This is a genomic window from Ochrobactrum teleogrylli (genome assembly GCF_037482325.1).
In the GTDB taxonomy this organism is placed as follows: domain Bacteria; phylum Pseudomonadota; class Alphaproteobacteria; order Rhizobiales; family Rhizobiaceae; genus Brucella; species Brucella teleogrylli.
On the sequence record NZ_JBBHKQ010000001.1, the window covers coordinates 835,592 to 861,247 of the forward strand.

Sequence of the window (25,656 nt, forward strand, 5' to 3'; positions counted from 1 at the left end):
GTAATCGCGGAAGTTACTGACAATTTATTGGCTGCTTACATAACACCGGTTGTACCGCTGTGTTGCCCCTCTTGGCGATCCCGGCAAGACATGCGAGAAGAAGGCCAATAGGAGAATGCTTATGACCCGTTTTTCAGACTCTGCTTCGTTCAACGCACTTCTTCCCGTACCGGTTCTGGCCCCATCCGGCGATAGCGCCGCTACCGCAAAGGCCGATCTCGGCACACTGCCGGAATGGAACCTTGCCGATCTTTATCCCGCAGCCGACAGCCCGCAGCTCAAGGGCGATATCGAGAAAGCGATGAAGGATTCAGCCTCCTTCGAAGAACGCTGGAAGGGCAAGCTGGGTGCTGAAGCGGCCAAGGCCGATGGCGGCAATTTTGCCGATGCGATCAAGGAATTCGAAGCGCTGGACGAACTGATGGGGCGCATCGCCTCCTATGCCGGGCTCTATTATTACGGCGACACGACCGATCCGAAGCGCATGAAGCTTTTTGGCGATGTGCAGCAGAAGCTGACCGACGCCAGCACGCATCTCATTTTCTTCAGTCTCGAACTGAACCGCATCGATGATGCAATTCTCGACAAGGCCATGGATGCCAATGCGGCAATCGGCCATTATCGCCCGTGGCTGACCGATCTGCGTAAGGACAAGCCCTATCAGCTCGACGACAAGCTGGAACAGCTTTTCCACGAAAAGTCGATCACCGGTTTCGGCGCATGGAACCGCCTGTTTGATGAAACCATGTCGGGCCTGCGCTTCGAGATCGACGGCCAGGAACTCGCCATCGAACCGACGCTGAACATGTTGCAGGACGCTGATGGCGCGGTGCGCAAAAAGGCGTCCGAAGCGCTCGCCAAGACATTCGGCGCCAATCTGCGCACCTTCACGCTGATCACCAACACGCTGGCCAAGGACAAGGAAATTTCCGACCGCTGGCGCGGTTTTCAGGACATTGCCGACAGTCGCCACCTTGCAAACCGCGTGGAACGCGAGGTTGTGGATGCGCTCGCCAAGGCAGTCGAAGACGCCTATCCACGCCTTTCGCACCGCTATTATGCGCTGAAGGCCAAGTGGCTCGGCCTAGACAAGCTGGAAAACTGGGACCGCAACGCACCACTGCCGGAAACCCCGCAGGCCCTGATTTCGTGGGATGAAGCGCGCGATACCGTGCTTTCGGCCTATGGCAATTTTGCGCCGGAAATGGCCGCGATTGCCAAGGATTTCTTCGACAAGAACTGGATCGACGCGCCAGTGCGTCCCGGCAAGGCTCCGGGCGCTTTCGCCCATCCGACCGTGCCATCTGCGCATCCTTATGTTCTGCTCAACTATATGGGCAAGCCGCGCGATGTGATGACGCTTGCCCATGAACTGGGCCATGGCGTGCATCAGGTTTTGGCTGGTGGCCAGGGCGCGCTGATGGCCTCCACCCCGCTGACGCTGGCCGAAACCGCTTCGGTCTTCGGCGAAATGCTGACCTTCCGTTCGCTGCTGGAGCGGACGAAGGACAAGCGCGAACGCAAGGCCATGCTGGCCCAGAAGGCCGAAGACATGATCAATACGGTCGTGCGCCAGATCGCCTTCTACCAGTTCGAGCGCCGCATCCACACCGAGCGCCGCGAAGGCGAATTGACGTCGGAGCGCATCGGTGAAATCTGGATGGATGTGCAGCGCGAAAGCCTCGGCGAAGCGGTGCGGCTCAATCCGGGCTACGAGACCTTCTGGACCTATATCCCGCATTTCATCCACTCGCCATTCTATGTCTATGCCTATGCTTTCGGCGATTGTCTGGTGAACTCGCTCTATGCCGTCTACCAGAATTCCGAAAAGGGCTTTCAGCAGAAATATTTCGACATACTGAAAGCGGGCGGCACCAAGCATCACACGGAACTTCTGGCTCCGTTTGGTCTCGATGCCACCGACCCGAACTTCTGGAGCAAAGGTCTGTCGGTGATCGAAGGCATCATCGACGAACTCGAAGCCATGGAAGACTGAGGCGACAGTGACCCGAACGGGTAACAAACCGCTGATCCTGTTTCGGGACGATAAGGCGGGCCGCGACGTGCTTTTCGCGGCCCCATCGTCAATCATCCGTGCCGACGAGCCGGATGAATTCGATGCCGCATGGGATGCCATGCAACACGCCCATGCGGATGGGAAATGGCTTGCGGGCTATCTTTCCTATGAGGCCGGCTATCTTCTTGAACCGAAGCTGAAGCCCCTCCTGCCGACCGGGCGCAAGGCCCCTATGCTGTGCTTCGGCGTCTTCGACGGGCCATCTGACGAAGTTTTGCATCATCGTGGCAATGATAATGCGACCTATCTGCGCGATCCTGTCGCCGAATGGACGCTAGCCGAATATAAAACGCGGTTCGACCGCCTGCACCGACACTTGCGCGAAGGTGACTGCTATCAGGGCAACCTGACCTTTCCGGTTCATGCGGAATGGGGCGGTGATCCGCTGGTGCTGTTCAACGCGCTCGCCGCACGTCAGCCGGTTCGCTACGCGACCTATTGCGATCTCGGCGGTCCGACAGTCCTGTCGCGTTCGCCAGAGCTTTTCTTCGAGGTGGATGCCGATGGGTGGATCGAAACCCATCCCATGAAAGGCACCATGCCGCGCGGAGCGACGCCTGAGGAAGACGAGGCTAATCGCACCTTTCTGATGAACGATCCAAAAAACCAGGCGGAAAATCGCATGATCGTTGATCTGCTGCGCAACGACATATCGCTCATCAGCGAAGTCGGCACGCTGGAGGTGCCAGAACTTTTCCGGGTTGAAACTTACCCTACGGTTTACCAAATGATCAGTCGGGTACGAGCAAGGCTGAAAAGCGATATTCCCCTGCGGTCGCTATTTGCAGCCCTTTTCCCCTGCGGTTCGATTACCGGCGCGCCGAAAATCAGCGCCATGGAAATCCTGCGCAAGCTGGAACCCAACCCACGTGACATTTATTGCGGTTCGCTCGGCTGGATTGAGCCAAGCGGACGCATGCGTTTCAATGTCGCCATCCGCACGATCTCGCTTCTCGACGAAAATCGTGCAATCTTCAATGTCGGGGGCGGCGTGGTTTTCGATTCCACGGCGCAAGCGGAGTATGAGGAATGCCTTCTGAAAGCACGGTTCGCGACGGGGCAAAAACCGTCTGTGCGGAACCAGAATATCAGCTGATTGAAACCATGCGATGGGAGCCTCTGTCCGGGGTTCTGCGGCTGCAATTGCATCTGGCGCGACTGGAACAGTCCGCGCGCGAACTTGGTTTCTCCTGCAATATGGACGCCATCCGCCAGCAGATTGAAAATGCAGGCTCCGGCGACCACGCCCTGAAACTGCGTCTCACGCTGGCGCCGGATGGCGTCGCCAATGTTGCTGCCTTTAATTATGCGCCGCTGCCGCAGCAGACGACATGGCGCATAGCGATTGCACGCACCCGCCTCAAACATGACGACCCGCTGCTTCGGTACAAGACCACGTGCCGTCAGGCCTATATCGCCGCGCGTGAGGAATATTCTTCCGCGGAAGTGGACGAGGTCATCCTGCTGAATGACCGCGATGAGGTCTGCGAAGGCACCATCACGTCGATTTTCCTCGATATTGGCGGTACGACCTGTGTGACGCCTGCTCTATCCTGCGGGCTGCTGGATGGCGTTCTGCGCCGCGAGCTTTTGAACAACAGCGTGGTCTCTGAGGGGATAGTTTCCGTAGACGATCTCAAAAACGCGCGTAATATTCTCGTCGGCAATTCACTGCGCGGCATGATCCGCGCCAAGCTGATTGAAGGCTAAAATCCTAAAATGCGTTAAACACGTCTGCATGTCATAGGGGTGTGACGTTTCTTTCTTTGTATGAAGTTGTGCTATCGTTCCGGTTTCAATCCTGCCGTCGAACGGTTACAGAGCGCAACGCCGCAATTTCTGCGGCTCACACAGAGGAAGAAAATGGCGAAAGCGAAATGGCAAGTCTATAGCGAGATCACCGGCCCCGTAATCATGATCGGCTTTGGGTCGATCGGGCGCGGTACCCTGCCGCTGATAGAACGCCATTTCAAATTCGACAAATCGCGGATGGTCGTGATCGACCCGAGCGAGAAAAACCGCAAGATCCTTGACGACAAGGGCATTCGTTTCGTCAAGCAGGCGATCACCAAGGATAATTACGCAGAAGTGCTGGACCCGTTCCTGAAAGGTGCGGAAGGACAGGCTTTCGTCGTCAATCTGTCGGTCGATACCGGATCGGTCGATCTGATGCACTATAGCCGCAAGAACGGCGCGCTTTATATCGACACCGTGGTCGAGCCTTGGCTCGGCTTCTATTTCGATGACAAGATGGACAATGCCGCGCGCACCAATTATGCGCTGCGCGAAACCCTCCTGGCAGAAAAGCGCAAGAACCCCGGCGGCCCGACCGCCGTGTCGTGCTGCGGTGCCAATCCGGGCATGGTGTCGTGGTTCGTCAAGAAGGCGCTGGTCGATCTGGCGACGGAACTCAAGCTCGACTTCACCGAACCGGCGGCCAATGACCGCAATGGCTGGGCCAAGCTGATGAAAAAGGCTGGCGTGAAGGGCGTTCACATCGCCGAACGCGACACGCAGCGCGCAAAGGAACCGAAACCGTTCAACACGTTCTGGAATACGTGGTCCGTCGAAGGCTTCATTTCCGAAGGCTTACAGCCTGCCGAACTCGGCTGGGGCAGCCACGAAAAGTGGAAGCCGAAAAATGCACGCAAGCAGAAGAAGGGCACGAAGGCGGCAATTTTCCTCGAACAGCCCGGCGGCAATACGCGCATTCGCACCTGGTGCCCGACCCTCGGCGCGCAATTCGGCCTGCTCGTCACCCACAACGAGGCGATCTCCATCTCCGATTACTTCACCGTGCGGGATAAGAAGGGCAAACTCGATTACCGTCCGACCTGTCATTATGCCTATCATCCGAGCAATGACGCCATTCTCTCGCTCGACGAAATGTTCGGCGCGGGCGGCAAGGCCCAGCCCGTCCAGCATGTGCTGGAAGAAGCGGAAATTCTCGACGGTTCCGACGAACTGGGCGTCCTGCTCTATGGTCATGACAGGAACGCCTACTGGTATGGCTCGCAGCTGACCGTCGAGGAAGCGCGCAAGCTTGCGCCCTATCAAAATGCGACGGGCCTGCAGGTTTCGTCCGCCGTGCTGGCTGGAATGGTCTGGGCGCTGGAAAACCCGACAAGCGGCATCGTTGAAACTGACGAAATCGACTATCGCCGCTGCCTCGAAGTCCAGATGCAGTATCTTGGCCCCGTGAAAGGCTATTATACCGACTGGACGCCACTGGAAGGTCGCGGGCATCTGTTCGAGGAAGACCTCGACACCAAGGACCCATGGCAGTTCCGCAACGTGCTGGTGCGTTGATGCAATGAAGCCAAGGCCCGGCATCGACCGGGCCTTGGCACCTCAGCGCATCCGAACGAAACTGATGTGATTTTCCAGACATGTCCGGTCAATTAAGGCGCATAGTGGCAGACCGCTTTCCCGATCTCGTAGCCCTGCTCAGCGGACTGCTGATCCTGCCGTGGATTCTGGGCGTGCCGGGGCATCCGAGCCAGCTTGTGCAGACGGGATGGACAATCGGACTGGTCTCGATGGTTGTTTATCTGGCCCTCTACCAGACGGCCAAGTCCCTCGCAGCACGTCGCTCCGTCAAGAACAATCCCTCCCGGATCGCCCCCCTTATCAGTCGCGTTTTGAAGTGGTCGGCGGGTCTGCTTGTCTTGCTGATGCTTATATCCTTCGGGCTGATATTCACGGCATAAAGCCGGCATCTGCGCGGCGATTTTGCATCATTACCAATAAATTAACACATCTGGCGGCCAATCCTCACATTGGGGACTTGTTTTCGTGTAAATTTCGATTCATCACACGTCATTATCCCCATTTTGGAGAAAGCATGGACATGAAAAGCTTCCGCATCGTTGCCCCACTTGCCGTCATGTCGCTTGTGCTGGCGGCTTGCGAAACGACCGGACCGGTCGGCGGCAATGTTCCAACTGTCTCCCGCGCACCGAGTGGCATCGAAGGCAGCTGGGTCGATCCAAACGGCATTGTATCGTCGTTCAATGGCGGTATCTTCGAAACCCGCACCACCGACACCAACGAACGGCTCGCCGAAGGCAATTATCGCTATCAGTCGCCGCAGCTCGTTGAAATCGACATGCGCTCGATCGTGCGCGGCACCTCGTCCAAGGTCAATTGTGCTCTGGTTTCGCAAAACCAGCTCAACTGCACCTCGTCGGCAGGCTCGCGCTTCTCACTGTCCCGTCGCGCAACCAGCTAAAGCATTTCCAGCAAAAGTGCGTAGCGGTTTTGCGCAGGATAATGCGTAAAAACAAACAGATATAGCGGTTCCGAGATTCTGTTTTAACCGGAACCGCTTTAAAGCGAAACATAACATCTCTTCCCCTTCAAGCGGCGCGGGCTATGCTCGCTTCGCTTGAATTTTTTGTTGTCTGCAATTGTCAGGATTGTAATTTGTCGCTTTTTCTGGCCTTTGCTTACTGCGCGTTTCCCGCGTAAAACCGTTTCAAACTTTTGCTGGAAATGCTCTATTTTCCAGCGGGATAGGAGTCGGCTCATGAGTAAGATGGACACCGTGCAACAGAACCCAACTCAGCCCGCGCAGGCCAAACTGCCCAAAGTTGGGGTTCTGCTGGTCAATCTGGGGACGCCGGACGGCACGAGTTACGCCCCGATGCGGCGCTATCTTGCAGAGTTTCTGTCCGACCGCCGCGTGATCGAATGGTCGCGCCTGTTCTGGTATCCGATCCTTTACGGCATCGTGCTCAATACGCGCCCCAAGCGTTCCGGCAAGCTCTATGACCGCATCTGGAACCACGAGAAGAACGAGTCGCCATTGCGCACCTATACGCGCGCGCAAGGTGAAAAGCTGGCAACCGCGCTCACCGACATTCCGAACGTCATCGTGGACTGGGCGATGCGCTATGGCCAGCCATCCATTGAAAGCGTGACCGACCGCCTGCTGCAACAAGGCTGCGAGCGTATCGTCGTGTTCCCGCTCTATCCGCAATATTCGGCCACCACGACCGCGACGGTGAACGACAAGTTTTTCGAAGCGCTGATGAAAAAGCGCTTCATGCCAGCAATCCGCACCATTCCGTCTTATGAAACGGAACCGGTCTATATCGAAGCGCTGGCGCGCTCCATCGAAAGCCATCTTGCAACACTGTCCTTCGCGCCGGAAGTGATCCTCGCGTCCTATCACGGCATTCCGAAAAGCTATTCCGACAAGGGCGACCCTTATCGCGAACAATGTCTGGAAACCTCGCGCCTGTTGCGCATCCGGCTCGGCATGGATGAAAATCAGTTTCGTTCCACCTTCCAGTCCCGTTTTGGACCGGAGGAATGGCTGCAGCCCTACACGGATGAAACCGTGGAAAATCTGGCGAAACAGGGCGTGAAATCCGTGGCGGTTCTCAATCCGGGCTTCGTCGTGGACTGCCTCGAAACGGTTGACGAGATCGGCAATGAAGCCGCACACCTTTTCCATGAAAACGGCGGCGAAAATTTCAGCCACATCCCTTGCCTCAACGACAGCGCAGAGGGCATGAAAGTCATCGAAACGATGGTACGGCGCGAATTGCTGGGATGGGTATAATATAAGGGATTAGGGGAATAAGGCAGTAAGGGAATAGGTTTTCATACTCCCTTATTCCCTTACTCACCTACTCCCCTAACGGACGAGGGTTAGACAATGACAGGTTTCGACATCACGCTGCTCATTCTGGCTGCGCTGGTTCTGGCGACACTCTTCGCGGGCATCAAGACGGTGCCGCAGGGTTTCAACTATACGGTGGAACGGTTCGGTCGCTATACGCGCACGCTCAATCCGGGCCTCAATCTGATTGTCCCGTTCTTCGACCGCATCGGTGCGCGTCTCAATATGATGGAGCAGGTGCTGGACGTGCCCACGCAGGAAGTCATCACTCGTGACAACGCCATTGTCGGCGTCGACGGCGTTGCCTTCTATCAGGTGCTGAACGCCGCGCAGGCCGCCTATCAGGTGGCCAACCTGCAATATGCGATCCTCAATCTCACCATGACCAACATTCGTACCGTTATGGGCTCAATGGATCTAGACGAATTGCTTTCCAACCGCGATGCGATCAATGATCGCCTGCTGCGTGTGGTGGACGAAGCAGCCCATCCGTGGGGCATCAAGATGACCCGCGTGGAAATCAAGGATATCAATCCACCCGCAGATATCGTCACCTCGATGGCCCGTCAGATGAAGGCGGAGCGTGACAAGCGCGCACAGGTTCTGGAAGCCGAAGGCGACCGCAATGCCCAGATTCTGCGCGCTGAGGGACAGAAGCAGTCGCAAATTCTCGAAGCCGAGGGCAAGCTGGAAGCAGCCAAGCGCGAAGCGGAAGCCCGCGAGCGTCTCGCCGAAGCCGAAGCTAAGGCCACGACGCTGGTGTCGGACGCTGTCGCCAACGGCAATGTGCAGGCGCTCAATTACTTCGTGGCGCAGAAATACACCGAAGCGCTCAGCAATATCGCCAGCGCCAAGAACCAGAAGGTCGTGCTGATGCCGCTGGAAGCAAGCTCGCTGATTGGTTCGCTCGGCGGGATCGGGGCCATTGCGCGGGAAGTGTTCGGCGACGGCAACAAGCCCGTTGACCCGACACCGCCATCGCCGGGCATTTCGCGCGCGCGCAGCGTTCCGCCGACCGGTCGCGGCTAAATCAGGGGTGGAGCGCCATGATTATCGAATTTCTGTCCGAACTTGGCATCTGGAGCTGGCTGGTCCTCGGGCTGGTCCTGCTCATTCTCGAAATTCTGGCGCCCGGCATTTTCTTCATCTGGTTCGGCCTCGCCGCACTGGTGACAGGGGGGATGGCTTTTCTCCTGTCATCGACCAGCGCTTTTGGCTGGCAGGTCCAACTGGTCGTCTTTCTTGTTTTGGCCGTGGTCTTCGCGCTGGCAGGACGCCGTTTCTTTGGCTCGAAGAGCGAAAATCTGGACGAGCCTCTGCTCAACCGGCGCGGCGAACAGCTGGTTGGTCAGCGCACCACACTGACCGAGCCCATCATCAATGGGCGCGGACGCATTCGCATCAACGATACGACATGGCGTGTGAAAGGGCCGGACCTGCCCGCAGGTACTGAAGTTCGCGTCGTGGCCTTCGATGCAGTGACGCTGGAGATAGAGGTAGCTGTTTAGGGGAATAGGGGAATAGGGGAATAGGGGAATAGGGGAATAGGGGAATAGGGGAATAGGGGAATAGGTCAGTATGTTATGCGCTGGTCGTCAACCTACTCCCTTACTCCCCTACTCCCTTAATCAGACAGCCCCAATCCGCAGCAGATCGTGGAAATGCACGAGACCGACCGGGCGGTTGTCCTCGACCACGATCAGTGCGCCGATGTGGTTTTCGTTGATCGTGTTGAGTGCAGCAGTGGCCAGCATGTTCTGATCGACCGTCTTCGGCTTGCGGGTCATGATGTCATCGACCGCCAGTTCCGACAGATTGCGGTGCAGATTGCGCGAAATATCGCCGTCCGTGACGATACCGGCCAGTTCGCCGCTCTCATCGACCACAACCACGCAACCGAAACTCTTTTGCGCCAGCACTTTCATCGCGGCTGGCATGGCCGTTCCAGCGGCTACCAGCGGAATGCGCTCTCCGCGATGCATGATATCGCGGATATGGATGAGGCTCGCACCCAGCGAACCACCCGGATGGAAGGTTTTGAAATCGCTCGGTGTAAACCCGCGTGCTTCCAGAAGCGCAATCGCCAGCGCATCGCCGATGGCGAGCTGCATAATGGTTGAAGTGGTTGGCGCCAGCCCGTGCGGGCAGGCTTCTGCCGTCTTGGGCAGCTGGAGCACGACAGTTGCAGCGCGACCGAGTGCGGAATCCTCACGCGAGGTGATTGCAATCAGCGGAATGCGGAAACGCTGCGAATAATTGACGATGCCCTTAAGTTCTGCCGTTTCGCCGGACCAAGAAATCGCAAGGATCACATCGTCACGACCAATCATGCCGAGATCGCCGTGATTGGCCTCCGCCGAATGCACGAAGAAAGCAGCCGTGCCCGTCGAGGCAAAAGAGGCGGCAAGCTTGACGCCGATATGGCCGCTCTTGCCGACGCCGGTAACGACCAGACGCCCCTTGGCGGTGGCGATCTGTTTTACCGCTTGTGCGAAGGGACCGGACAAACCATTGCGCAGCGCTTCTTCAAGCGCGGCAAGTCCTTCGTTTTCGGTGCGAATGGTCCGGAGCGCCGAAGCGATGGCCGCTTCCGCACCCGTCGAAATCTGGGTTTGATCGAGCTTTTCCATGGCGCAAAGCGTTAGCCTCTTCGCTGCCCGTTGTCCAAGCTTTTATTACCCACAAATGATTGCTTTCGTTGCGCAACATCGCCGATGGCAACCAAGAATTAACCATGTGCCTTTACCGTTCATCCACCACGTTGCAACGGTTTGAAATCACATATGCCATTTGCCATGCCTCTATCCGGCGGTTCGACGCCCATTGCCCGCAGGCTGAGAAGCCTGTTTCTGGCGGGCGCGGCGATGGCTATCGTCCCTTCCCTCTCGCATGCTCAGGATGCCTATCTGCGCGGCAGTGTGCCGGAAGACGTGCTTTCCGCCTCGTCGCCGGATACGCTCGCCGCGCGCGGGCTGGCAGCCCCCGGCCGTTCCGATAGCGCCAACGGTGGCGGGAGCGATGATGGTTCCGACACCTTTTTCGCGCCGATGCAGGATAATGCGGTTGCAGCGGACGCCCAGCCACAGCCTGCCCCGGCGGCGCCGCTCGATGATCAACCGCTTGACGCCATGCGGGTTGGCGCGATCACAAACGAAGCGGATAGCGATAGCGGGCGTGTGCAGCGCGAAAATATGCGCCAGTCACCCGAACAGGGGCGCGGGCCGGCACAGGAGGCAGACCCCTTCGCGCCGGTTGGCCTCCGCGCCGGATCGTTCGTTCTGCGCCCTTCGCTTGAGCAAGGCATTCGCGCGACATCGAACGGCGACAATAGTGCGTCCGGTTCGAGTGCAGTGCTATCGGAAACCACGCTGCGCCTCAATGCGCAATCCGACTGGGCGCGGCATCAGGCGACGCTCGATGCATCGGGCACGCTGAGCAAATCCATTTCCGGTCAGGATGTGAGCGAACCGCAGCTCGACATTCAGGGCAATCTGCGCCTCGATCTGACCGACCAAACCACGGTCAATACGGGCGCGGGTTATCGGCTGCGGCGTGAAAGCGCCTCCAATCCGAATGGCGTGGTTGGCGCCTTGCAGCGCCCGCTGGTTCACACCTTCAATGGCAGCCTCGGCGTCGAGCACGATACGGGGCTGATTTTCGGTCGCGCCACGGGCCGCGTCGAACACGATATGTATGGCGATGCGGAACTGCCTTCCGGCGGCACTGTCAGCCAGAAGGATCGCGACAACACCTATGCCAGCATCACGCTGCGCGGCGGTTTCTCCATGTCGCAGGCCATCAAGCCATTCGCCGAAGTGGAACTCGGCAAGCGCATTTTCGACGAGCGCGTGGATAGCAACGGCTTTGAACGCAGCGGTTCGCAATTCGCCCTGCGCGGCGGCCTGATGGTCGATATGGGCGAAAAGCTGAACGGCGAGTTCGCCGCAGGCTATATGCGCGCCAACAGCGATGATGACCGGCTTGGAGCAGTCAGCGGACCGTCGATCAATGCCGCGCTCAACTGGTCGCCATTGCGTGGCACCGATGTGCGGCTTTATTCACAAACCACCGTGGATATGTCCACCACGCCGGGCATTGCCGGTTCGCTGCTGCAATTTGCGAGCCTCGACGTCACGCATCGCATCCGGTCGGACCTCAGCCTCAATGGCAGGGTCGACACGCTCATCCGCGCGAACAAGGATGGCACCGGCACGGACTATACGCTGGGTGCACAGATCGGCGCGACTTACTGGATCAACCGCTTCGTCGGGCTTGATGCGCGCTTGCGCCATGAATTCCTGACGAGCCAGGTTTCTACACGAGAATATAACTCCAACAGCATTTATCTCGGCGTGAAAGTGCAGCGCTAGTGGTCTGATTCCAACATTTGCATCCCTCGGTTCACGCGCTGAGCAAATGTTGGAATCAAAAAGACCACTAGCAAGTATATGTATCTAGTGGATTTTTCGAATTTGACGTTTGAAACAGCATCTATGTCAGCCCGGATTCAAACGTCAAATTCAATCCACTAGAAGCGGGCAACAAAAAAAACCGCCTTCAAGACTGAAGGCGGTTTTCGATTTTCAGGCACCCAACTCAGGCTGGCTTGATCGTTTCCAGCAATTCGCTGATCGACACTTCCACCGAGGGGCGGATGTCCTTGCGCCACAGCGCAAACGCGACATTGGCTTCGATGAAGCCTGCCTTGGAACCGCAGTCGAAGGTGCGGCCCTGATAGTCGAAGCCATAGAATTTCTGCGCATCGGCCAGCTTCAGCATGGCATCGGTGAGCTGGATTTCGTTGCCAGCGCCTTTTTCCTGCTTGCTCAGAAGCTCAAAAATTTCCGGCTGCAGAATGTAACGGCCATTGATGTAGAGATTGGACGGTGCAGTGCCCTTGGCGGGCTTTTCAACCATCTGGGTAATCTCGAAACCGGAGCCGATTGCACTGCCCTTGCCGACGATGCCGTATTTATGCGCCTCTTCCGGGTCGCATTCCTGCACCGCGATGACATTGCCGCCGGTCTTTTCGTACAGCTCGACCATTTCGGCGAGGCAGCCCTTCTTCGACTGCATCACCATATCCGGCAGCAGAAGCGCGAACGGCTCATCGCCGACCAGCTCACGTGCACACCAGACCGCGTGACCAAGGCCCAGCGGAACCTGCTGACGGGTAAAACTCGTCGTGCCCGGCTGCGGCTGCAAATCCTGAAGATGATCGAGTTCGGCCTTTTTGCCGCGTTCGGCAAGTGTGGCATACAACTCGACCTGCGCATCGAAATAATCTTCGATGACCGCCTTGTTGCGCCCGGTGACGAAAATCAGATGTTCGATACCAGCCTCACGCGCTTCATCGACCACATACTGAATGACGGGCTTGTCCACGACCGTCAGCATTTCCTTGGGGATCGATTTGGTGGCGGGAAGGAACCGGGTGCCGAGACCGGCAACGGGGAAAACGGCTTTGCGGATTTTGCGGATCGAACTCATTCGTCTCCTCGATTTTCACTAATGCAATCTTGCTATCAAAGCATTGAAGCAACTGAATTTCAAATAAGGCTATTTCATTAAAGAACGACGAAATTACATGGATCATACCATCACATTAAATGAACCATTCTTAATGTTGCTTGATTCAAAAATTTTTCCAATTTTCCGGCAAATTTTACCGCAGCGCCGCCCATGGTAAACCAAATGCTAACCGACAGACTATAATTTGAACATTCAACTGGTCGATGCCAATTTTACACTGCCAAATTGCAACAGTGGATGGTATTAGTTAGCGCATGCAATCTGAACCGAGCGGCATCGACATTCTTAAGAAACACGCCGGAAAACAAGACGTTCCGGCATGAAGATTGCAGAAGGGAAACACAGAATGCTGCGATTTCCATTCACACTGGGACAGACGCTGAAGCTCAAGGCGACCGCTACGGTTGCCGTTGTGGTGCTGGCATCCACCCTTTCGACCGGTTCGGCTTTTGCCGATGCGAAATTTCGCCAGTGGGTGGCGAATTTCCGTCCGGTTGCCATCAACGCCGGCGTTTCGCCTTCCACCTTCGACCGCGCCTTCCGCGGTGTCGATGCTGCCGATCCCGTCGTGCTGGAGAAGGCGCGGTATCAGCCGGAATTCACCGAGCCTGTCTGGAATTACATCGACAATCGTGTGAACGAAGATTCCACCGGCGTCGGCCAGAGCATGGCGCGCAAATGGGGCCCGTGGCTGCAGCGCATCGAACAGCGCTTTTCGGTTGATCGGAATATTCTGCTCGCCATCTGGTCAATGGAAAGCAATTACGGCGAGATTCTCAAGCGCGACGACGTGATGCGCGATGCGGTTCGTTCGCTCGCGACGCTGGCCTATGCCGATCCGAAGCGCGCCAAATATGGCCGCACACAGCTGATCGCCGCGATGAAAATTCTCCAGACCGGCGATATCGACCGCGGGCATCTGTCTGGTTCGTGGGCAGGCGCCCTTGGCCACACGCAGTTCATCCCGACCAGCTATCAGGCCTATGCAGTCGATATGGATGGCAATGGCAAGCGCGACATCTGGAATTCCATTCCCGATGCGCTGGGCACTGCCGCCAATCTGCTGCACCGCAATGGCTGGCAGCCGGGCCGGACATGGGGTTACGAAGTGGTGCTTCCGGCGGGCGGCAAGTTCCCATCCGGTTCGCTGACTGTCGCCGAATGGCAAAAGCGCGGCGTCGTGCGCGCCAATGGGCGTGCATTCCCCGACCCGAGCGAAAAGGTGACGCTGAAGGTGCCGGATGGCCGCAAGGGCCCGGCATTCCTGATGACCAAGAACTTCTTCGTCATCAAGCGCTACAACAATGCTGACAAATATGCGCTGGCTGTCGGCCTTCTGGCAGACCGCATCAGTGGCTATCAGGGGCTGCGTCAGGACTGGAATCGTCCGTTCACCCCGATCACCATGAACGAGCGTCAGGAATTGCAGACGCATCTCAAGGCGCTCGGCTATTACGACGGTAATATCGACGGCAAGATCGGCTCCACCTCGCGTAAAGCCATCGAAGCCTTCCAGCAGCGCAACGGCTTGCAGCCGGATGGACATCCGAGCAAGGAAGTGCTGTCAGTCCTGCGTCGCCGTTAAGACGAACCGCAGATTTATCGGAGCGCGTTTCCCACGAAGCGCGCTCCGTTTCATTTTTGCGCCATGCCGTATTATGATGGCTTTGCAACGAAAGCGGAACTGATGCGCAAATCTCGGATTGCAGTCGAAATGTTGAAGGCGGCCAGTGTCATGCTGGCAGCGCTGACGCTGCTGCTTTCCGGTCTTGCCAGTGCATCAGCGCAGGAACGGCCACGGACGCTTTTCGACTTGCTGTTTGGTTCGCGACAACCGCAACGCCAATATGAGCAGCCCCGGCCCCAGCAGAGCCGACCAAAGCCGAAACGCGCACCCAAGGCGACGTCTCCCGTCACCCGTAAAGCCGCGCCACAGGTGGCAGTGCCCACCGTGCCTGTCATCGAGAAAAACCCGGATGCAAAAAAGGTGCTGGTGGTCGGTGATTTCATCAGCAGCGGCCTTGCCGAAGGGCTCGATGTGGCCTTTGCGTCCGATCCGGATCTGACGGTCACAACCCGCATCAACGGTTCGTCGGGCTTTGTGCGTGAGGACTATTTCAACTGGCCGGAAAATATCGGCAAGATACTGGATGAGGAAAAGCCTGCCGCCGTCGTCGTGATGATCGGCTCCAATGATCGTCAGGCGATCACGGCCAATGGCGCCAGCCTCGCCGCACGTTCGCCGGAATGGACTGCGGAATATCAAAAGCGCGTGGACCAGTTCGTCAAGGCGATCAATGACCGCCATTATCCGCTGGTCTGGGTCGGGCAGCCCGCCTTCCGTCCGAAAGGCATGTCACAGGACATGCTGGCGCTGAATGAAATCTACCGCACCACCACGGAAAAGGCGGGCGGCAAGTTTGCCGATGTCTGGGACGGCTTTATCGATGAAGACGGCAATTTCACCCAGACCGGCTTCGACATTAACGGCCAGACCGCGCGCCTGCGCGGCAATGATGGCATCAACATCACTTCGGCTGGCAAGCGCAAGCTCGCCTTCTATGCGGAAAAGCCGCTGCGCGCCTATCTTGGCGGCGGCAAGGAAGAGGGCCAGCCTCTCCCGGCTGCCGGTGCGCAAGACCCGTCCAAACCCGTGGACCGGGTCGCACCCGTCAGCCTGCGCGACATCAATAAGGACGAGAGCGGCGTTTTGCTCGGCGGCAATCTTGGCGTACGCCCCCAAAATACCCGCCCGGCACCTGTCGAGAAGAAACCCGCGCCCGGTCGCGCCGATGATTTTTCATGGCCGCGCCCAAGCACAAATCCCTAATAGATAGCCTACTACTCGTTATATCAATAGTATATTAGCGCTTTGAATGGAGCTTTCCGCGTCAAATCTTAGCCTAATTATTATATTCCGCGCTGTTTCCATCATCGTTCTCATCGTTTATCAGAAAGCACCGTTCGTCCAATTGGGCGCACAATTGCGGATGCGGTCTATCTGGCATCTGCTCGATAAAAAGAGGCGTTTGAATGAACATCGCATCCAAACCTTCTGTCGATTCCGATCGGGAGGAGGATACCCACCTTGCGCGCAATCTATCCAACAGACACCTGCAACTGATCGCCATTGGCGGCGCGATTGGCACCGGCCTTTTCATGGGCTCGGGCAAGACCATTTCGCTGGCTGGCCCTTCGATCCTGCTCGTCTATGCGGTGATCGGCTTCATGCTGTTCTTCGTGATGCGCGCATTGGGTGAAATCCTGCTGTCCAATCTCGAATATCGCTCATTCGCAGATTTCGCGGGCGATTATCTCGGCCCATGGGCGCAGTTCTTCACCGGCTGGACCTACTGGCTCTGCTGGATCGTGACGGGCGTGGCAGACGTGGTGGCCGTATCGGGTTATGTCTCGTTCTGGTTTCCCGAACTGGCGCTCTGGATACCGGCACTTGGGCTGATCTTCACGCTTCTGGCGCTCAATCTGCCCACCGTTCGCAATTTCGGTGAAATCGAATTCTGGTTCGCGCTGATCAAGATCGTCGCCATCGTCGCACTGATCATCGCCGGCGTGTACATGCTCTCGACCGGCTTTACCCTGCCGAACGGCAGCCGGGCCTCGGTCGCGCATTTGTGGAACCATGGCGGCTTCTTCCCCAACGGTTTCCTCGGCTTTGTCGCCGGTTTCCAGATCGCGGTCTTCGCCTTTGTCGGCATCGAACTCGTCGGCACCGCCGCAGCGGAAACCAAAGACCCGGTGCGCAATTTGCCAAAAGCCATCAACTCGATCCCGATCCGCGTGGTGCTGTTCTATCTCGGTGCGCTGTTTGTGATCATCACCGTGATCCCCTGGGATCAGGTCGATCCAAGCTCCAGCCCGTTCGTCGCCATGTTCTCGCTCGCCGGTCTAGGCATTGCCGCGCATGTGGTGAATTTCGTGGTGCTCACCTCGGCAACGTCGAGCGCGAATTCGGGCATCTACTCGACCTCGCGCATGATCTACGGCCTCGCCACTTCGAAGCTGGCGCCAAAGGCGCTCGGCAAGTTGAACAACCGCAAGGTGCCGGTCAACGCGCTATTCTTCTCGTGCATCTTCTTGCTGGCAGGCGTGGTTCTGCTCTATGCGGGCCAGAGCATCATCGAAGCTTTCACCATCGTTACCACGATCTCGGCGCTGCTCTTCATCTTCATCTGGTCGATCATTCTTGCGTCCTATCTGCAATATCGCCGCAAGCGCCCTGATCTGCATGAGAAGTCCACGTTCAAAATGCCGGGCGGACGCGCCGCCGTGGTCATGGTCTTCGCCTTCTTCGCCTTCATTTTGTGGGCGCTGGCGCAGGAACCAGATACCGCAGCAGCCCTGAAGGTCACGCCATTCTGGTTCGTGTTTCTCGCCATCGCCTATCTGGTGATGAAGGCACGGCGCAGCCAAAGCTAGTCTCAATCAAAATGTATAAAGGGCCGGAGAATTCCGGCCCCAATATGCTGTCGTTCAGAACCGATAGGTCACACCCAGAACCGGGCCATTCAGGCGAGAATCGAACACATAGCCATCGCGGTCATAATCGACATGCAGCGCCTTGTAGCCCGCCGAGACCGACAGGTGATCGGTGAGCAGATAATTGACCGTGCCAAGCACTGACCAGGTCAGCTCAGATCCGGCACCGAAGCCGCCAATATCCGCCTGTGCCTGCAAGGAGAGATTGTCCGTGAGTCGCAGAAGCGCTCGCGTGCCGACCACCGGATCGACCCAGTTGAAGCTTTCGCCATAACTCCGCGAAAGGCCAAGCGCGCTCACCGTCACATCGTTGGAAATATGCCAGAAGCGTATGCCGCCCAGCGCATCAAGCGTGAATTTGGGCGTATCGACCACGCGATAACCGGCTTGCAGCGTGGCCATGAACTGCTTGCTGTCCACATCGCCCTTGACGACCGTGCCCGATGGAATGGCAATCGGCAGTGGCGGCAGGTTGCCGTAGGCGTGGCTTTCGGTCGTATCGACATACATCATGTCGCCCGAGACGACGAAACGGTCGTAGCGGCCCCAGATATTGACGAAGCCGCTGAAATTGAGATCGCTCAACACATCGGAAAAGGACTTTTCGATGCCGATGGTCGGTGCGCGCTGGAAAGGCGAAATATCGCCCTTGAGACCCGCAGCCCAGACATAGGGTGTGATTTGCAGGGCCCAGCGCTGGCTTTCCACGACGGGCGGCGCCTCCGGCGGAACGGTAACCGCATCGGCGGCACTGGCAGCCTGTGCGCCGCAAAGGGACAGGACAATGGCAACGGCGTAGTGACCTGGTCTATTCAAAATGCGCCCCTTCAAGCCGAAAGCGTGTTTTTGTGAATGCGCCCATCCTTCATGATGAGCTTCATCGTGCGGTCTGGATCGGCAATCAATGAAATATCATCGAGCGGATTGCCATCCAGCACGAGAATATCCGCATAGGCTCCCGCTTCGATGCGGCCCAGTTTTGCCGGATAAGGATTGCGCGGCCCCGAAAGCGCGACCAGATCGGCATTGCCGCTGGTCAGCATGCGCAGCACGTCTGCATTGTCATACCAGCGCGCAAATTTCGCCAACTGCCTGCCTTGGGTCGCAGTGCCCTTCGGGTTGAACAAAATGTCGGTCCCGAGCGCCATCTTGACCTTGTACTTCCGCCCAAGCTCGATTGCCCTGACCGTGCCGTCGGAAATCTGCTGCTGTTGCTGGCGCTGCACCGGGTCGGATTTCGGATTGGCATCCTCGTCGGAAAGAAACGGCTGAATGCTCCACCACGCATCGGCATCGGCCATGCGCTTGACGGTTTCCTCATCGGCAAGCTGGCCATGCTCGATGGATTTCACGCCGCAATCCAGCGCCCGCTGAATGCCGGCGGATGTATAGGTGTGAATGCAAACATAGGTGCCCCAGTCGGAGGCGGCAGCAACAGCCGCCTTGGTCTCGGCTTCGGTGAACTGTATACCGTCGATCGGGTCGTAAGATGAGGAAACACCGCCGCCGCCCATGATCTTGATCTGGCTTGCGCCGAGCATCAACTGCTCGCGCACGCGGCGCAGCACTTCGGCCTCGCCGTCGGCAATGGCCGATATGCCCGCCCGTTCCGCCACGCTCAGATCGCTCTGCGCGCTTCGCGGCAGATCGGTGCGCATACGAAAATCGCCGTGACCGGAGGTCTGCGAAATCATGGCGCCGGATGGGTAAATGCGCGGGCCCACCACGCCGCCCTCGTCAATGACGCGCTTGAGCGCGAAAGACGGCCCACCAACATCGCGCACCGTCGTGAATCCGCGCAGCACCGTGCGCTCGGCTTCCTGCGCGGCCACCAGATGCACATAGGGAATATCGGCTGTCATGGCCGCCATTTGCGATATTCCGGCCAGAATGGAGTGCCAGTGGGCTTCGATCATGCCCGGCATCAGTGTGCGACCACCGCAATCTATAACGTCCGCGTCTGCGACCGTTTCCTGCGCGTCGACCAGCGCCTTGATGAGATTTCCTTCCACCAGAACGTTCTGGCCTTCCATGAGCTTGGCGCTGGTGCCGTCGAAAATCTTCACATTGGTCAGGAGAAACGGCTTTGCCGGGGCTTTGGTCTGCGCCATCGCCGTGCCGGTCAGGCCCAGTGCCGATACGGTAAGCGTTGCGGCGGCAGCCTTGAGCAGATTGCGGCGCGACAGCTTCTTTTCCATTCGTGCCATCAGTTGCAGGGCTTGCGGGCTATGGCAGGCGCAGCTCCATCCGTGAATGAGGTGCCCGTATTTTTGGCCAATCCGTATCGACAAGACACACCCCTTCTTTTCGTTTGCGAACGACAGCGCGCAGGAAAGCTTCAGGAAGCCGAAGCGATGAATTTCATGTTAGAGGATTCTTCAATAAAAACATCTCGAATTTGCCGGTTTCCTTCCTTCGATGTATATATTTTCCATCGCACGCAACGCGAATAAAGCGGCGAATGACCTTTCAAGCCATATTGCCGATTTGATTTTTAAATTTGGAGTAAAAATTGCGCGGTGAACAAACGGTTCTTCAAGTCTCGATAGGCGTTACTCTGCTGGTCGCCGGTTTCGGCGTCGTATTCGGTCTTTTGTCCGGTTCATTCTCCATTGTCTTCGACGGTGTCTATATGCTGGCCGACGCAGCCATGAGCGGGCTCGCGCTGATCGTATCGCGCCTCATCGCGCTCTCCGCATCCCCGGAGCAGCCCAACCGCAAATTGCGCGAGCGTTTCACCATGGGGTTCTGGCATCTGGAACCGATGGTGCTTGGCCTGAACGGCATCATGCTGACCGGCGTTGCGATCTACGCACTCATCAATGCGATTGCCATTATCATGCAGGGCGGTCGCCATCTCGAATTCACCTATGCCATCTTCTATGCGGTGGTTGCGCTGGTTGCATGCCTCGGCATGGCGTGGTTCGAAATGCGCGCCAACCGCGTCATAAAATCGGAGTTCGTGGCGCTGGATGCCAAGGCGTGGATCATGTCGGGCGGCATTACCGCCGCGCTGTTGATCGCCTTCCTGATCGGCTATCTCGTGGAGGACACCGAGCTTGGTTGGATAGCGCCCTATATCGACCCGACCGCGCTGGCCGTGGTCTGTCTCGCCATCATCCCTATGCCTATCGGCACGATAAAACAGGCGCTGGCCGACATATTTCTGGTTACGCCCGCCGATCTCAAGCAACATGTCGACAGCGTGGCGCAAGACATTGTGAAGCGTCATGGCTTCATGTCCTATCGCGCTTATGTCGCCAAAGTCGGTCGCGGCAAACAGATCGAACTTTACTTTATCGTTCCGCCCAACCTACCACCCCGGCGGCTGGAAGAATGGGACGCTTTGCGCGATGAAATCGGCAATGCGCTGGGTGAAGAAAGCCCCGACCGCTGGCTCACCATCGCCTTCACCACCGATGTCGAATGGGCGGTGTAACAAATGCCTTATCCCGACAGCTTCTTCGCCTGAATTTTCTGCGAGAGTGCCTCGACCGTCACATCGTAGTGGTCGCCCTGCACAACATCGAGAATACGGCTCGGACGAAAAGCGGCGATGTTGACGCCGCCCTCATGGCGGAGGCTATCGAACAGGATGCCGTTTTCTCCGGCAGCGCGCATTTCCTCGCCGAAAAGCTGCGACGCGCGATAGTCGTCGGATGCGTAGATTTCAGGTCTTGCCACCTGTTCGCCGCTGATATCGATGAAATCGCCTTCAAGGCGCGCGCTATAAACGCGGAATGTCCGGGAAAGCGTCGCCTGCCCCGTGGCCACCGCCTCACGGCGCATATGATGCGCGACTTCCACTACGGAGGTGGTGATGCTGGCGGCGGCATACCATGCGCCAAGCTCCGGCCCGTTGAACCGCATGCCGCCGGGCGCGACATGCAGGAATGTCGCCATGACGATGCTGGAATTCGGCCTGCCGAACACCCATTCCTCATGCGGTAGCCTTTGCAGACGTTCGACCAGTAGCCGGTCATTGGTCCAGCCGGCCAGTTCCATCACCGCTTCCAGATCGGCAGCGGTCGCCACCGTGTCGAAAAGTCCGACCGGAGGAAAACGCGACGGAATAAGCCGGTAACTCGGATGCGGCGCGGGATTGCGCCTCACGAGAACACCACGTCGGAATCGCGATAAGGCGTGAAGGCGCTGTCGATCTCGTTTGGTTCCATGAAGTGGCCGCCACGGGCCGCATCGAGAAACCGCCGCACAGTCAGCAATCCGTCCTGTGTACCACCGGTCACCAGCCTCAGCGGCGGATGCCCGCCAAACACCGTTGCGCGATTGGGCGTCGTCAGCCAGCGCACGCCCGCCGTCTCATCCGGATAAAGAACACCCAGCGCCTGATGAATGCCGAGCACGGCAGACAGGCGCGTCAGCACATCGACATCCAGCGTGATATCGCGATGTTCGCGCACGGCTTTCACCCAGTTGTAATAGGTCGAGCGCGACGGAAGACCCAGAACCAGCAGACGCTGCTGCTCGTCCAGCCCCCAGAGATCGGCAATGGCCAGAAAGGTACGCAGCCCGGGCGCACTCAATCGCTTGCGCGATAATGGGCCGAAACGGCGCGGATCAAGAACGTCCGGTCCTTTTTCAATCCCTGTCTTTAACGCCACATTGCCACGAGCCATGATCGTCTCCATTCGTCCAGGATGGAATATAGTCCAAATTTGGACTTTTACAACCCTGCGTTATAGACAGCGATTATTCAGCCGCGATGAGCGGGACGTTGGCAGCACCCGGAAGATCGAAGTGGACTGGACGCAACGATACATAGCCATTGCGGATATCCAGCACATGGGAATAGACCTGCGCGCCGTTTTCCAGCACCGGAAGCTTTTCCTCATGCATGATGCTGATGACGATGGCATCAGGGCAGCGGCTCTTCAGGGCGGCATGGAAGCGCGCCTTTGAAGTCGGGTCGAGCGCGCCTGTGGCTTCATCAAGGAAGATGATCGAGGGCTTGTGCAGGAGAATGCGCGCCAGCACGATCTTCTGCTTTTGCCCGCCAGATAGAACCATATCCCACGGTGCACCACCGGCATCGCTATCGTTCATCTTTTCGATGAATTCGCCGAGACCCGCTTCATGCAGGACCGCAGCGACGGCAAGATCGCTGAAGCTTCCGGCATCGCCCGGCAGGCTGACAAGCTGCTTCAGCGAGACGGACGGGAACTTCGCATCCTGCGTGGCATAGAGCGTGGTTGCATTCTGCGGATAGATGATATCGCCGGTGCCATAGGGCCAGAGGCCGTTCAGCGCCTTGACGAAAGAGGTTTTGCCCGAGCCGGATTCACCGCGCATATAGACCCAGTCGCCCGCGCGGATATTGATGACGCCGGAACGCAGGAACGGCGCTTCGCTGCCCGGCCCCTGCATCAGCGTGAGGTTGCGGACGGACAGGCCGAAGCGCGGATGCTGACGGCCAAAGGCAAAGCGGTTGACGCCCGAGCGCGCATAGAAATCCGTCGGGTCCTGCACATTTTCCATGGCGCGTGCCAGCCCAGTCACGCGACCGGCATTGGCCCGCAGATTGGCGATGGCAGGCATGACCTGAATGAACCAGGAGCAATCATTGATCATGGCGGCGACCAGTTCCGCGCCCGTGACATAATTCCGGAAGCTCACCGACCCGCCCATATAGGGCAGAAGGCCCGGAATATAGGCGACGATGCGATTGGACAGGAAGCCATAGGCTTGCTGGAAGGCAAGATAGGCCGCGTCAAAACGATTGAACTTATTCCACGTTCCGTCCACATCCTTGTAGAGACGTTCGTTCACCGAACGCTGCACGGCCTCGCCATTGGAGGCGGAAATCTGGAAACTGCGGCGCAGAAGGGTCGTCCACTCGCCACGATAGGAACCTTCCGCCTGCTGAATGCCGAGATTGAGGCGTTCCAGACGACGACCGATTTTGACGGCGACGAATGTGCCAAGCGGCACGTAAATCAGGATGGCGGCGAAGGCGAGAACCGCGCTGCCATAGGAGCCGAAGACTTCCAGCCCTTCCACATCCGTGGACATTTCAATCAGCTTCTGCCCGATGAAGAAGGCCGACAGAACGACGCCGACAATACCCATTACGAGGCCGATGGCGCCGCCGGTCATGCCTTTGATCGACTCCTGCAAGCGCTGATCGACATTGTCGATCTGGTCCTTGCCGCGGCCCTGCTGCAAATGGAAATGCGTGTGCCTGCTATTAAGAAGCGCTGCGGAAAACTGGTCGTTCAGCCATTTGCGCCACTTGCGGTGCAAGGTGGTTGAAAGGAAATGCCGTGAGCCGACCAGCATCACATCCTTCGCCAGCATCAGCAGAATGAGAATGCCTGCATTGATGGAGATCGTCGCCAGCGGGTTTTGAACCGGTGCGGTATTGGCGTTGACGATGGAGTTCATCAGATGACCGGAGGCTTCCGCCACCCACACCGTCGTCTTGCTGACGAAAGCCGTCAGAAGAAAGATCGCGGCGGTGAGCGCCCAGGCTTCTCTCCAGCGGTCCGAGACCCAATAGGCGCGCATCAGGCCCCAGAATGAGGTCATGCTGGCCACGGCAGACTTATCCCCTTGTGGCAGGCTTGCCTGCCGGGATTGTCGTTTTATCTGCCGTACACCTTTCAATCCGCACCTCGCTTCCAGTTCACCAATTGTAACACTGCGTAACACATTGCAACAAACTGTGGTTAACGCGATGTTAACAGTCAATACAAAACGAGAGCACGGATTCTTGAAAAGCCGAACGCGCCGTCTCAAGGACCTGAAATTATTGAGCTATTAGATGTGCTAAATTTTATCGGAAAGCGCCGTTTTGTGCGGAAAACCGGCACTTAGAAGCAAATATGCAACATGATTCGGCATGATTCCACTTCACTTGGCGAGAAACGCCTGCAAACGCGGCACAACGAAATCGAGGAAAACCTTCACACGCTGGGGCAGGCGCGCGCCACCCAGATAGACAGCGTTCACCTCTTCCTCGTCGCTCTCGATCACATCGGCCAGCACCTCGACGAGCCGACCGGCAGCTATATCGTCGCGGGCGTGATAGTCACCAAGGCGGGCAAGCCCCAGACCGGCGACGGCCATGCGACGGACCGTTTCACCATTATTGGCGAGCAACGAGCCATAGACGGCGCGGTCGACAATGCGACCACTTTCCTTGAGCGGCCAGACGGGCGCCATACGGCGGAAATTGAACCCGATGCAATTATGGTCCGCAAGGTCGTCTACCGTCAGCGGCGTGCCGCACCGCTCCAGATAGGCCGGAGCCGCCACAATCTTGCGCCGGGCCAGTCCGATCCGGCGCGCCATCATGCTGGAGTTCGGCAACCGACCGGTGCGAAGCGCCACATCGGTTCGATCACGATAGAGATCGATAATCTCGTCGCCGAGTGACAGGTCCACCACAATATTGGGATAGGCGGCAAGAAACTCCGGCAGTATCGGTTCCAGTCCCAGCGTGCCCAGCGCGACCGATGTGTTGACGCGCACCGTGCCGCCCGTGCTGGCCGAGCCTTGCGACAGTTCGCGCTCGATCTCATCGAAGTCGTGCAGCAGCCCCTGGCTGCGCTCATAATAGATGCGCCCCTCGGCGGTCAGCGACAGGCGGCGCGACGACCGTTCCAGAAGCCGCACGCCCAGCCGCGTCTCGATACGGGAAATCAGCTTGCTGATCGTGGACGGGTTCATGCGCAGCAATCGTGCCGCCTCAGAGAAGCTGCCCGCCTCCACGACCCGCAGAAAAACCTGCATCTCACCGGCGCGATTATCCATTCATGACCTCATCTGTGAAATCGTTTCATAGATAATGTGGAACGCCAGCGCATTTTCAAGTGAGAATGTTGGGCCTATTTCTTGGGACATCACAGGTTTCTAATAGATTCCTGACTGGAAGCGTCTGCCTCCCAAGCTTCGTGCGCCT

At 57.7% G+C, this 25,656-nt stretch carries 22 protein-coding genes; 14 read left to right on the forward strand and 8 right to left on the reverse strand.

The window, feature by feature from the left end:
• The first annotated feature begins 121 nt into the window (after positions 1–121).
• The 9 genes from WIX40_RS03930 to WIX40_RS03970 all read left to right on the forward strand — a co-directional run bounded on the left by WIX40_RS03930 (position 122) and on the right by WIX40_RS03970 (position 9,214).
• Positions 122–1,996: a M3 family oligoendopeptidase gene (locus WIX40_RS03930; RefSeq protein ID WP_339438613.1), complete on the forward strand. Its 1,875-nt coding sequence runs from the start codon at positions 122–124 to the stop codon at positions 1,994–1,996.
• Between the two features lie 7 nt (positions 1,997–2,003).
• Positions 2,004–3,173 carry an aminodeoxychorismate synthase component I gene (locus WIX40_RS03935; protein ID WP_339438615.1) on the forward strand — a complete coding sequence of 390 codons (1,170 nt, stop codon included), beginning with the start codon at positions 2,004–2,006 and terminating at the stop codon, positions 3,171–3,173.
• Positions 3,107–3,787 carry an aminotransferase class IV family protein gene (locus WIX40_RS03940; protein ID WP_339438617.1) on the forward strand — a complete coding sequence of 227 codons (681 nt, stop codon included), beginning with the start codon at positions 3,107–3,109 and terminating at the stop codon, positions 3,785–3,787. The genes WIX40_RS03935 and WIX40_RS03940 overlap by 67 nt, the downstream gene beginning before the upstream one ends.
• Before the next feature lie 153 nt (positions 3,788–3,940).
• Entirely contained in the window at positions 3,941–5,386 is a 1,446-nt protein-coding gene (locus WIX40_RS03945; protein WP_339438619.1) for a homospermidine synthase, read from the forward strand.
• Positions 5,387–5,490: 104 nt separating this feature from the next.
• Positions 5,491–5,787: a hypothetical protein gene (locus WIX40_RS03950; protein WP_339438621.1), complete on the forward strand. Its 297-nt coding sequence runs from the start codon at positions 5,491–5,493 to the stop codon at positions 5,785–5,787.
• A 140-nt stretch (positions 5,788–5,927) separates the two neighbouring features.
• Positions 5,928–6,308 (forward strand): outer membrane lipoprotein Omp10, encoded by a 381-nt coding sequence (gene omp10 / locus WIX40_RS03955; RefSeq protein ID WP_109368022.1) that lies wholly within the window; start codon positions 5,928–5,930, stop codon positions 6,306–6,308.
• Between the two features lie 297 nt (positions 6,309–6,605).
• Positions 6,606–7,646: a ferrochelatase gene (hemH, locus tag WIX40_RS03960; protein WP_339438622.1), complete on the forward strand. Its 1,041-nt coding sequence runs from the start codon at positions 6,606–6,608 to the stop codon at positions 7,644–7,646.
• 96 nt (positions 7,647–7,742) lie between these two features.
• Positions 7,743–8,735 (forward strand): SPFH domain-containing protein, encoded by a 993-nt coding sequence (locus WIX40_RS03965; protein WP_109367719.1) that lies wholly within the window; start codon positions 7,743–7,745, stop codon positions 8,733–8,735.
• A 17-nt stretch (positions 8,736–8,752) separates the two neighbouring features.
• Complete coding sequence (locus WIX40_RS03970; protein ID WP_109367720.1) at positions 8,753–9,214, forward strand: NfeD family protein; 462 nt, start codon at positions 8,753–8,755, stop codon at positions 9,212–9,214.
• Between the two features lie 120 nt (positions 9,215–9,334).
• Here WIX40_RS03970 and WIX40_RS03975 read toward each other — a convergent pair whose 3' ends face one another.
• Positions 9,335–10,336, reverse strand: a complete 1,002-nt coding sequence (locus WIX40_RS03975) for a KpsF/GutQ family sugar-phosphate isomerase (RefSeq protein WP_171318649.1) — start codon at positions 10,334–10,336, stop codon at positions 9,335–9,337.
• 153 nt (positions 10,337–10,489) lie between these two features.
• Between WIX40_RS03975 and WIX40_RS03980 the strand changes: the two genes are divergently transcribed.
• Positions 10,490–12,076, forward strand: coding sequence for an outer membrane beta-barrel protein (locus tag WIX40_RS03980; RefSeq protein ID WP_339438627.1), 1,587 nt, complete (start codon positions 10,490–10,492; stop codon positions 12,074–12,076).
• Positions 12,077–12,302: 226 nt separating this feature from the next.
• Here the strand turns inward: WIX40_RS03980 and galU are convergent, their stop codons facing one another.
• The gene (gene galU / locus WIX40_RS03985; RefSeq protein ID WP_140023587.1) at positions 12,303–13,196 is read right to left on the reverse strand and encodes a UTP--glucose-1-phosphate uridylyltransferase GalU; all 894 of its coding nucleotides are present in this window, start codon (positions 13,194–13,196) and stop codon (positions 12,303–12,305) included.
• A 388-nt stretch (positions 13,197–13,584) separates the two neighbouring features.
• Between galU and WIX40_RS03990 the strand changes: the two genes are divergently transcribed.
• From WIX40_RS03990 to WIX40_RS04000, 3 genes are all read left to right on the forward strand, one after another.
• Positions 13,585–14,823: a lytic murein transglycosylase gene (locus WIX40_RS03990; RefSeq protein WP_109367724.1), complete on the forward strand. Its 1,239-nt coding sequence runs from the start codon at positions 13,585–13,587 to the stop codon at positions 14,821–14,823.
• 102 nt (positions 14,824–14,925) lie between these two features.
• Entirely contained in the window at positions 14,926–16,068 is a 1,143-nt protein-coding gene (locus tag WIX40_RS03995) for an SGNH/GDSL hydrolase family protein (protein WP_339438633.1), read from the forward strand.
• Between the two features lie 203 nt (positions 16,069–16,271).
• Positions 16,272–17,675, forward strand: a complete 1,404-nt coding sequence (locus WIX40_RS04000; protein WP_339438634.1) for an amino acid permease — start codon at positions 16,272–16,274, stop codon at positions 17,673–17,675.
• A 54-nt stretch (positions 17,676–17,729) separates the two neighbouring features.
• Here WIX40_RS04000 and WIX40_RS04005 read toward each other — a convergent pair whose 3' ends face one another.
• Both WIX40_RS04005 and WIX40_RS04010 read right to left on the reverse strand, forming a co-directional pair.
• Positions 17,730–18,515, reverse strand: a complete 786-nt coding sequence (locus tag WIX40_RS04005; protein ID WP_371834143.1) for a porin family protein — start codon at positions 18,513–18,515, stop codon at positions 17,730–17,732.
• Between the two features lie 47 nt (positions 18,516–18,562).
• Entirely contained in the window at positions 18,563–19,933 is a 1,371-nt protein-coding gene (locus WIX40_RS04010) for a metal-dependent hydrolase family protein (RefSeq protein ID WP_339438635.1), read from the reverse strand.
• Between the two features lie 314 nt (positions 19,934–20,247).
• Between WIX40_RS04010 and WIX40_RS04015 the strand changes: the two genes are divergently transcribed.
• Positions 20,248–21,174 carry a cation diffusion facilitator family transporter gene (locus tag WIX40_RS04015; RefSeq protein ID WP_339438636.1) on the forward strand — a complete coding sequence of 309 codons (927 nt, stop codon included), beginning with the start codon at positions 20,248–20,250 and terminating at the stop codon, positions 21,172–21,174.
• A gap of 8 nt (positions 21,175–21,182) precedes the next feature.
• On the opposite strand, the gene WIX40_RS04020 is transcribed toward WIX40_RS04015, so the two are convergent.
• The 4 genes from WIX40_RS04020 to WIX40_RS04035 form a co-directional block, all read right to left on the reverse strand.
• Positions 21,183–21,848, reverse strand: a complete 666-nt coding sequence (locus WIX40_RS04020; RefSeq protein ID WP_339438637.1) for an RES family NAD+ phosphorylase — start codon at positions 21,846–21,848, stop codon at positions 21,183–21,185.
• Positions 21,845–22,372, reverse strand: coding sequence for an MbcA/ParS/Xre antitoxin family protein (locus tag WIX40_RS04025; protein ID WP_140023514.1), 528 nt, complete (start codon positions 22,370–22,372; stop codon positions 21,845–21,847). Before WIX40_RS04025 ends, WIX40_RS04020 begins: the two co-directional genes overlap by 4 nt.
• Before the next feature lie 73 nt (positions 22,373–22,445).
• Entirely contained in the window at positions 22,446–24,290 is a 1,845-nt protein-coding gene (locus WIX40_RS04030; protein ID WP_339438641.1) for an ABC transporter ATP-binding protein/permease, read from the reverse strand.
• Positions 24,291–24,605: 315 nt separating this feature from the next.
• Positions 24,606–25,508, reverse strand: a complete 903-nt coding sequence (locus WIX40_RS04035) for a LysR family transcriptional regulator (RefSeq protein ID WP_109367731.1) — start codon at positions 25,506–25,508, stop codon at positions 24,606–24,608.
• Positions 25,509–25,656: the final 148 nt, after the last annotated feature.

What these genes read in the sequence shown, in the direction of transcription:
- WIX40_RS03995 (WP_339438633.1), top strand. Translation starts at nt 14,926, where the DNA reads ATGCGCAAATCTCGGATTGCAGTCGAAATGTTGAAGGCGGCCAGTGTC.
- WIX40_RS03940 (WP_339438617.1), top strand. Translation starts at nt 3,107, where the DNA reads ATGCCTTCTGAAAGCACGGTTCGCGACGGGGCAAAAACCGTCTGTGCG.
- WIX40_RS03945 (WP_339438619.1), top strand. Translation starts at nt 3,941, where the DNA reads ATGGCGAAAGCGAAATGGCAAGTCTATAGCGAGATCACCGGCCCCGTA.
- hemH (WP_339438622.1), top strand. Translation starts at nt 6,606, where the DNA reads ATGAGTAAGATGGACACCGTGCAACAGAACCCAACTCAGCCCGCGCAG.
- WIX40_RS04000 (WP_339438634.1), top strand. Translation starts at nt 16,272, where the DNA reads ATGAACATCGCATCCAAACCTTCTGTCGATTCCGATCGGGAGGAGGAT.
- WIX40_RS03930 (WP_339438613.1), top strand. Translation starts at nt 122, where the DNA reads ATGACCCGTTTTTCAGACTCTGCTTCGTTCAACGCACTTCTTCCCGTA.
- WIX40_RS04010 (WP_339438635.1), bottom strand. Translation starts at nt 19,933, where the DNA reads ATGGAAAAGAAGCTGTCGCGCCGCAATCTGCTCAAGGCTGCCGCCGCA.
- galU (WP_140023587.1), bottom strand. Translation starts at nt 13,196, where the DNA reads ATGAGTTCGATCCGCAAAATCCGCAAAGCCGTTTTCCCCGTTGCCGGT.
- WIX40_RS04025 (WP_140023514.1), bottom strand. Translation starts at nt 22,372, where the DNA reads ATGGCTCGTGGCAATGTGGCGTTAAAGACAGGGATTGAAAAAGGACCG.
- WIX40_RS03990 (WP_109367724.1), top strand. Translation starts at nt 13,585, where the DNA reads ATGCTGCGATTTCCATTCACACTGGGACAGACGCTGAAGCTCAAGGCG.
- WIX40_RS03980 (WP_339438627.1), top strand. Translation starts at nt 10,490, where the DNA reads ATGCCATTTGCCATGCCTCTATCCGGCGGTTCGACGCCCATTGCCCGC.
- WIX40_RS03975 (WP_171318649.1), bottom strand. Translation starts at nt 10,336, where the DNA reads ATGGAAAAGCTCGATCAAACCCAGATTTCGACGGGTGCGGAAGCGGCC.
- WIX40_RS03970 (WP_109367720.1), top strand. Translation starts at nt 8,753, where the DNA reads ATGATTATCGAATTTCTGTCCGAACTTGGCATCTGGAGCTGGCTGGTC.
- WIX40_RS04035 (WP_109367731.1), bottom strand. Translation starts at nt 25,508, where the DNA reads ATGGATAATCGCGCCGGTGAGATGCAGGTTTTTCTGCGGGTCGTGGAG.
- omp10 (WP_109368022.1), top strand. Translation starts at nt 5,928, where the DNA reads ATGAAAAGCTTCCGCATCGTTGCCCCACTTGCCGTCATGTCGCTTGTG.
- WIX40_RS03965 (WP_109367719.1), top strand. Translation starts at nt 7,743, where the DNA reads ATGACAGGTTTCGACATCACGCTGCTCATTCTGGCTGCGCTGGTTCTG.